Raw genomic sequence first — 6,782 nt, forward strand, 5'->3', positions numbered from 1 at the left:
TCACGGGGCCCCCGGCCGCCGGAGCATTCCCCCTCTTCTCTCACTCCCCCGGCCGCCGGCCTCTTTCTTCTCCTATTCTCCCACGCACGGCGCGTCGGCCACGGGATTTCGCAGCACGCCGTAGCCTTCCAGTTCGATCTCGCAGACATCGCCGGGCTTGAGGAAATAGGGCGGCTTTTGGGCGAACCCGACGCCGGAGGGGGTGCCGGTGACGATGACGTCGCCGGGAAAAAGCGTCATGGCTTCGGACAGGCTGGCAATCAGTGCGGCCACACTGAACAACATATCGGCGGTGGAGCCTTCCTGCATGACCCGGCCGTTGACCCGGGTAGCCAGAAAGAGTCCGCCGGCTCCGGACGGCAATTCGTCGGGCGTGCACAGTTCCGGCCCGAACGCGCCGGTGCTGTCGAAATTCTTGCCCAGAAACCACTGGGAGGTGCGAAACTGGTAGTCGCGCACCGAACCTTCGTTAAAAAGGGCATAGCCGCCCACGTGGCCAAGGGCCCGGCCCTTGTCGATCATCCGCCCGGCCTTGCCAATAATGACCGCCACTTCCCCTTCAAAGTCCAGTTTGGTCGAGACCGTCGGGCGCAGCATGGGCTCGTTGTGGGCCACCAGGGTCGTGGCCATGCGGCCAAAAAAAGTCGGGTAATCCGGGAGGTTTCGCGGATCGATCTCCACGGCGTGGTCCACGTAATTGAGCCCGACGCAGACGATCTTGCCGGGATTTGGCACCGGCGGCAGCAGGCGGACGGCGGAAAAGCGCATCCGGGCCGCATCCGGGGCCTTGGCGACGGCCGCGCACACGGCTTCGGCCGCAGCCTCGCCGCCGGCCAGAAAGGACGTCATGTCGCGGGGAAGACGGGAATCGGCCGCAGCCAGATCGACCAGCACGTCGCCCAGGCGCACGCCCAGGCGGGGACCGGCACTGTGCAGAAAGGAGACGAGACGCATGGGGACTCCTTTACGAGCGATTGTTCACCCTAGAAGGAGCAGCGCTTTCGCGTCAAGAATGGAACAGCCGGCCGGCATGACGGTTTTCTCATGTTGCAGGCGGTTGTGTTAACCAGAAAGGCTTTGGCGCAGGGAGGAAAAAAACTGTCAGCGGGTCTGGGGCAGGAGTTGGCCCCCGTCCAGCAGATCGGCCAGGGCGGACAGGGCCGCTGCCCCGCGGGCGTCCGGCAGATGCAACGCTGAGGACAGCTTGTCGAAGATGCTGGTTTTTTTCTTGGGCCCCTTGAACAGCGGCACGTCGCCGGTCAGGCCGAGCTGTGCCTTAAGCGAATCCACGGCCTCTTCCTGGCCGCCGAGTTCGTCCACCAGCCCGAGAGCCTTGGCCCGCGCGCCGGTCATGGCCCGGCCGTCGGCAATAAGCGCGATGGCCTCTTTGGACAGCTTGCGTTCGGTGGCCACGTCGCCGGAGAACTGGGCATTGAGATCGGCGATGAGGCCTTCAAGATAGGCCCGCTGGTCGTCGGTGAGCGATCGAAACGGGCTGCCGGCGTCTTTGAGTTTCCCGGTGGTCAGGGACTCGAAATTGACCCCGAGCTTTTGCAGCAGGTCCTTGGCATTGGCCAGCTGGGTGATGACCCCGATGCTGCCGGTGATGGTGCCGGGATTGGAAAAAATGCGGTTGGCCCCGCAGGCGGCATAGTAGCCGCCGGAAGCGGCCACAGAGGAAAAGGAAGCCACGACGGGCTTTTTGGCGGCGAGTTTTTTGACCGCCATGTACATTTCCTGGGACGGCCCGAAGGCCCCGCCAGGAGAGTTGATGCGCAGCACCACGCCTTTGACGGTTTCGTCCTCGCGCAGTTTGCGGATAAACGACACCACTTCGTCGGCATCGGTGATGGGTCCCTCGATGCGGACCAGGCCCAGGCGGGCCTCGGCCTGGCCGAGAAAGGATTCGCCTTCCTCGTCATGGCCGAAGACGCCAAAAACGGCCGCGACCCCGAAAACCAGGATCACGGCCGCAAGAGCTATCAGGCACCCGAACAGAGCCGGGTGCCTGGCAGTGAATGGCGAGTTAGCGTTGGGCATCCTCTTCCAGCTTCTGGCGCAGCAGTTCGCCCAGGTTGCTTCCGGTGTCGGAAGGACCGGCAGTGCGGAATTCCTTGGCCTTCTTCTTGTCTTCCTCGTCCTTGATGGACTTGATCGACAGGCCCAGGCGGCGCTCGTCAGCGGAGACGTGGATGACCTTGGCTTCGATCTCGTCGCCTTCCTTGTAGAGTTCAGCCGGGGTCTTGACCTTCTTGCGGCTGATCTCGGAGACGTGCACGAGACCTTCGATGCCTTCCTCGACCTCAACGAACAGGCCGAAGTCGGTGATGTTGGTCACCGTGCCCTTGACCATGGCGCCGACCGGGTAGGTGTCGGGGACGCGGGTCCAGGGATCTTCGGACAGCTGCTTGATGCCAAGGGTGAACTTCTCGTTTTCCTTGTCAACGGTGAGGACCTTGGCCATGACGATGTCGCCGCTCTTGAACATCTCGCCCGGATGGCGGACCTTTTTGGTCCAGGAGATGTCGGAGACGTGGATCAGGCCGTCAATGCCGTCCTCGATGCCGATGAAGATGCCGAACTCGGTGATGTTTTTCACCGAACCCTCAAGGATGGTGCCCTCGGGGTACTTTTCGGCCACGATGTCCCAGGGGTTGGGGCGCACCTGCTTCATGCCAAGGGAGATGCGCTTCTTGTCCGGATCAACGGACAGGACAACCACTTCGACTTCGTCGCCGACGTGGACCATCTGGCTCGGGTGGCGCAGCTTGCGGGTCCAGGACATTTCGGAGATGTGAACCAGGCCTTCAACGCCCGGCTCCAGCTCGACGAACGCGCCGTAGTCGACAAGGTTGGTGACCTTGCCGGACAGGCGGGTGCCTTCGGGATATTTGCCAGCGATGTTTTCCCAGGGATCGGCCACCAGCTGCTTCATGCCAAGCGACACCTTCTGCTTGTCCTGGTCGAAGGAAAGGACCTTCAGTTCCAGTTCGTCGCCGAGGTGCACCAACTCCTTGGGATGCTTGATGCGCTTCCAGGACATGTCGGTGATGTGCATGAGGCCGTCGAGGCCGCCGAGGTCGACGAACACGCCGTACTCGGTGATGTTTTTGACCCGACCGGTGACGGTCTGGCCCTCTTCAAGGGTCTTGAGGAGGTCTTTGCGCATGGAATCCCGGCGCTCTTCCAGGAGCACGCGGCGGGAAACGATGACGTTGCTGCGACGACGGTTGATCTTGAGAACGCGGAATTCGAATTCCTGGCCGACCAGGGCGTCCATGTCGGGCACGGGCCGCAGATCGACATGGGAGCCGGGCAGAAAGGCTTCGACGCCGCCGAGATCGACCGTGTAGCCGCCTTTGATGCGACGCACGATCTTACCGCTGATGACGTCATCTTTTTCCTGGATTTCCTCGAGCTTATCAAAAAGCTGCATCCGCTTGGCCCGCTCGCGGGACATGATGATGGTGCCTTCGGATTCGTTCTTGGAGACGACGTACACGTCGATCTGGTCGCCGACTTTGACTTCCAGCTCGCCGAGCGCGTCCATGAATTCGCTGACGGGAATCTGTCCTTCGGACTTGAAGTTGACGTCCACCAGGACGTGCTCCTTGCCGATACGGACCACGACGCCCGGGGTTATGGAGCCTTCTTCCAGGTCGCCGAAATCCTCATTGAGGTAATTTTCGAGCGCATCTTCGAAGTTGACTTCCATATCCATGTTAGAATTGTTCTGCATTTCCTGAGTTTTGTCCATGAGTTGACCTCCAACGCGATCTATCCCTTCGAAAAGGATTTCGGGTAATAGCAGAAACGCGGGCAGGGCACAACCGCAATATGCCCCGCCCCGCCGGATGAAAAGACCCGAAAAATCGGCCGAAATCCTCAAATGAAAAGGGCTTGGATATCGAGGTCCACCCAGAGGGCGGCATGAACGAAGGCCGCATCAATCTGCTTGATCGCGGACGATAGCATGGTTTTCACTACAAAGATACCATGGCGAGGCCGCCGGCCCAAGTTGTTTCCCTCGCCGGCCAGGGGCGGCCCCCCGAAGCCCGCTCCGCTCAGGCCAGACCAACCAGATCATAGTCCTTGGAGTCGTCAATGGTGGCCGTCACCATGGCCCCGGGCGCAACCCCCGGGCCGCTGACATAGGTCACGCCGTCAATCTCCGGAGCCTGGAACCAGGTGCGGCCCACATGCAGGCCCGGCCACTCCGGATGCACGCTGTCCACCAGCACCTCCATGTCCGTCCCCACATATGCTTCCAAAATATCGGCGCTGATCTCGCGCTGGGCCGTCATGACCGCATCCACCCGCCGGGCCTTGACGTCGCGGCGCACCTGCCCAACCATGGCCGCAGCCGGCGTGCCTTCCTCGGCGTGATACGGGAACACCCCGACATGGTGGAGTTTCGTCTCTTTCACAAAGGAAAGAAGCGTCTCAAAATGCTCCTTCTTCTCGCCCGGCAGGCCCACGATAAACGTCGAGCGCAAGGCCGCCTCCGGGAAATGGCGGCGCACCCGCTCCACGATCACCTCGGCCGCCGCCGCCTTGGGCCGGGCCATGGCCGCCAGCATGTCCGGATGCACATGCTGAAAAGGAATGTCGAAATAGGGCACAAACGGCCGCCCGGCCCCGGCCAGATAGGCGAGCAGACTCTCGGTCACCCCGGACGGATAGAGATACAGCAGGCGTAGCCACTTGAGGCCGGAAAGCGGCAAAAGCCGGTCGAGAAGATGCTTGAGGCCGTCTTGCAGCCCCAGGTCGCGGCCATAGGCCGTCACGTCCTGGGCCACCACCACAATCTCCGACGCGCCCTTTTCCAGGAGCCGCTTGGACTCTTCGACCAGGGAATCCATGGGCCGGCTGACCAGCCCGCCCCGGATCGAGGGGATGGTGCAGTAGCGGCAGGCATGGTCGCAGCCCTCGGCAATCTTGAGATAGGCATACGACGGCGGCGTGCTGGCCAGCCGGCCCGTGGGCGCGGCCGACTCGGCCGAAAGCGCCCGGGCCAGCCGGCCGGGAATGAGCTCCAGCTCGGAGGGCAGGCCCCAGATGTCCACCTCGGGCAGGCCGTCGCGCAACTCCTGGCCAAAACGCGAAGGCAGACAACCCAGCACCGCCAGCACCGGGCGCGGGGCCAGTTCGCGGATGGTCTCCGAGGCTTCGAGAATGGCGGCCACCGATTCTTCCACGGCCGGCGCAATAAACGAACAGGTATTGATGACCACCAGATCGGCGGTTTCCGGGCTTTCGGCCGGAGTCGTCGCAAAGGGCAGGCCGCCAAGCACGGCTTCAGTGTCCACCCGGTTCTTGGGACAGCCAAGGCTTATGGTGTGGACGCGGTATATCTTTGACATGGGTTTCGTTCCATCCTTCCTTGCAGGCGGTGTGCGGCCGGGCTACCATGGGAAGGCCCGGATGGCAAAAGCGGCCCCGAGAGGAAGCCCGCCGCTGCCGCCGCAGGCCGGAAAGTCCAAGGAGTTTTGATGGATGCCACGTCAAATGAGGCCGCCACGACCGTTGTGCTGGCCACCCGCAATGCCGGGAAAATCAAGGAATTAAACGCCCTGCTCTCAAACCTTGGCGTGACGGTGGTCGGACTGGCCGATTTCCCGGCCATCGGCGATATCCCGGAAACCGGCGACACCTTTCTGGAAAACGCCCGCCTAAAGGCCCTGGCCGTGTGCCAGGCCACCGGCCTCATCAGCCTGGCCGACGATTCCGGCCTGTGCGTGGACGCTCTGTCCGGCGCACCCGGCGTGCGCTCGGCCCGCTACGCCGGCGAAGACGCGACCGATGCCGCCAATAACGCCAAGCTCCTGGCCGCCCTGGCCCATGTGCCGGAAGTGGACCGGACCTGCCGCTTCGTGTCCGTGGTCGTGGCCGCTGCCCCCGACGGCCGCGAACTGACCGCTGAAGGAACCTGGGAAGGCCGGGTGGCCACCGCCCCGGCCGGTGCCGGCGGCTTCGGCTACGATCCGCTCTTTTTCGACCCCACCGCCGGCAAGACAGCCGCCGAACTGACCGCCGCCGAAAAAAACGCCCGCAGCCACCGGGGCAAAGCCCTGGCCGGGTTGATTGAAAAGTGGGGAGCATGGCGCGGGTAAGCGAGATGGAGTAGGTAGAGAAGAGAAGAGGTGATGAGAGAGGGGAAGGGAAGGCAGAAGATGCCTCCGGCGGCCGGGGGGATGATCCCCCGGACCCCTGCAAAGGGAAAATTTTTAGGGGGGATGGGCTCGGGCTGGCAATCCGGTCGGCTGCGGACCGGGACAGCCGGACGTGGCTGGAAACGCCGGGGCAAGAGCGGCAACACCCCTTGGCCGCCCGCAACCATGTAATGTTAAGACGGATACAGGCCGCAGTCGGCGGAGGTTGCCATGACGAAATCGTATTTGCTGTTCAAGTGCGGTGCGACGTCCCGGACGCCACTGGTGGTCTTTAGCGCCGACCATGTGGATGAGGCCCGCGAGGCCCCGACATGGCTCAAACGCAAACACCCGGACATGGCCGGCCTGCACCTGGAGCCGGGCGAATTCTTCGAGATCATCGAGAAAGAGGTCTGCGACCCCAAGGAATGGGAGGCCGCAGTGGCAGCCATTGCCGCACCGACCCTGGCAGACTGAAGAGAAGAGATAAGAAGAAAAGAGAAGATGCCTCCGGCGGCCAAAGGGACTGAGTCCCTTTGGAATCCCCTCCTGGAGGAATTTGATTTGACTGTGGGCGTTGCTCCGGCGGCCGGGGATGATCCCCCCGGACCCCTGCAAAGGGACAAGCTC

Annotated in this window: 6 protein-coding genes; 2 read left to right on the forward strand and 4 right to left on the reverse strand. The window is 62.8% G+C overall.

Annotated features, from left to right (window positions below; translation table 11 throughout):
• Positions 1-72: 72 nt before the first annotated feature.
• From DVDV_RS21135 to rimO, 4 genes are all read right to left on the reverse strand, one after another.
• Positions 73-954 (reverse strand): fumarylacetoacetate hydrolase family protein, encoded by an 882-nt coding sequence (locus tag DVDV_RS21135; protein ID WP_075356553.1) that lies wholly within the window; start codon positions 952-954, stop codon positions 73-75.
• A 147-nt stretch (positions 955-1,101) separates the two neighbouring features.
• On the reverse strand, positions 1,102-2,040 hold the full coding sequence (gene sppA / locus DVDV_RS21140) for a signal peptide peptidase SppA (protein WP_075356554.1): 939 nt from the start codon (positions 2,038-2,040) through the stop codon (positions 1,102-1,104).
• Entirely contained in the window at positions 2,027-3,757 is a 1,731-nt protein-coding gene (locus DVDV_RS21145; RefSeq protein WP_075356555.1) for a 30S ribosomal protein S1, read from the reverse strand. The genes sppA and DVDV_RS21145 overlap by 14 nt, the downstream gene beginning before the upstream one ends.
• Positions 3,758-4,064: 307 nt before the next feature.
• Positions 4,065-5,354, reverse strand: coding sequence for a 30S ribosomal protein S12 methylthiotransferase RimO (gene rimO / locus DVDV_RS21150; protein ID WP_175577147.1), 1,290 nt, complete (start codon positions 5,352-5,354; stop codon positions 4,065-4,067).
• Between the two features lie 138 nt (positions 5,355-5,492).
• Here rimO and DVDV_RS21155 point away from each other — a divergent pair, with 138 nt between their 5' ends.
• Both DVDV_RS21155 and DVDV_RS21160 read left to right on the forward strand, forming a co-directional pair.
• A complete protein-coding gene (locus tag DVDV_RS21155) occupies positions 5,493-6,113 on the forward strand; it encodes an XTP/dITP diphosphatase (protein ID WP_075356557.1) in 621 nt (206 codons plus the stop codon).
• A gap of 270 nt (positions 6,114-6,383) precedes the next feature.
• Positions 6,384-6,629 (forward strand): hypothetical protein, encoded by a 246-nt coding sequence (locus tag DVDV_RS21160; protein WP_075356558.1) that lies wholly within the window; start codon positions 6,384-6,386, stop codon positions 6,627-6,629.
• Positions 6,630-6,782 lie beyond the last annotated feature (153 nt).

It is taken from the genome of Desulfovibrio sp. DV (genome assembly GCF_001936595.1).
Lineage (GTDB): Bacteria > Desulfobacterota > Desulfovibrionia > Desulfovibrionales > Desulfovibrionaceae > Solidesulfovibrio.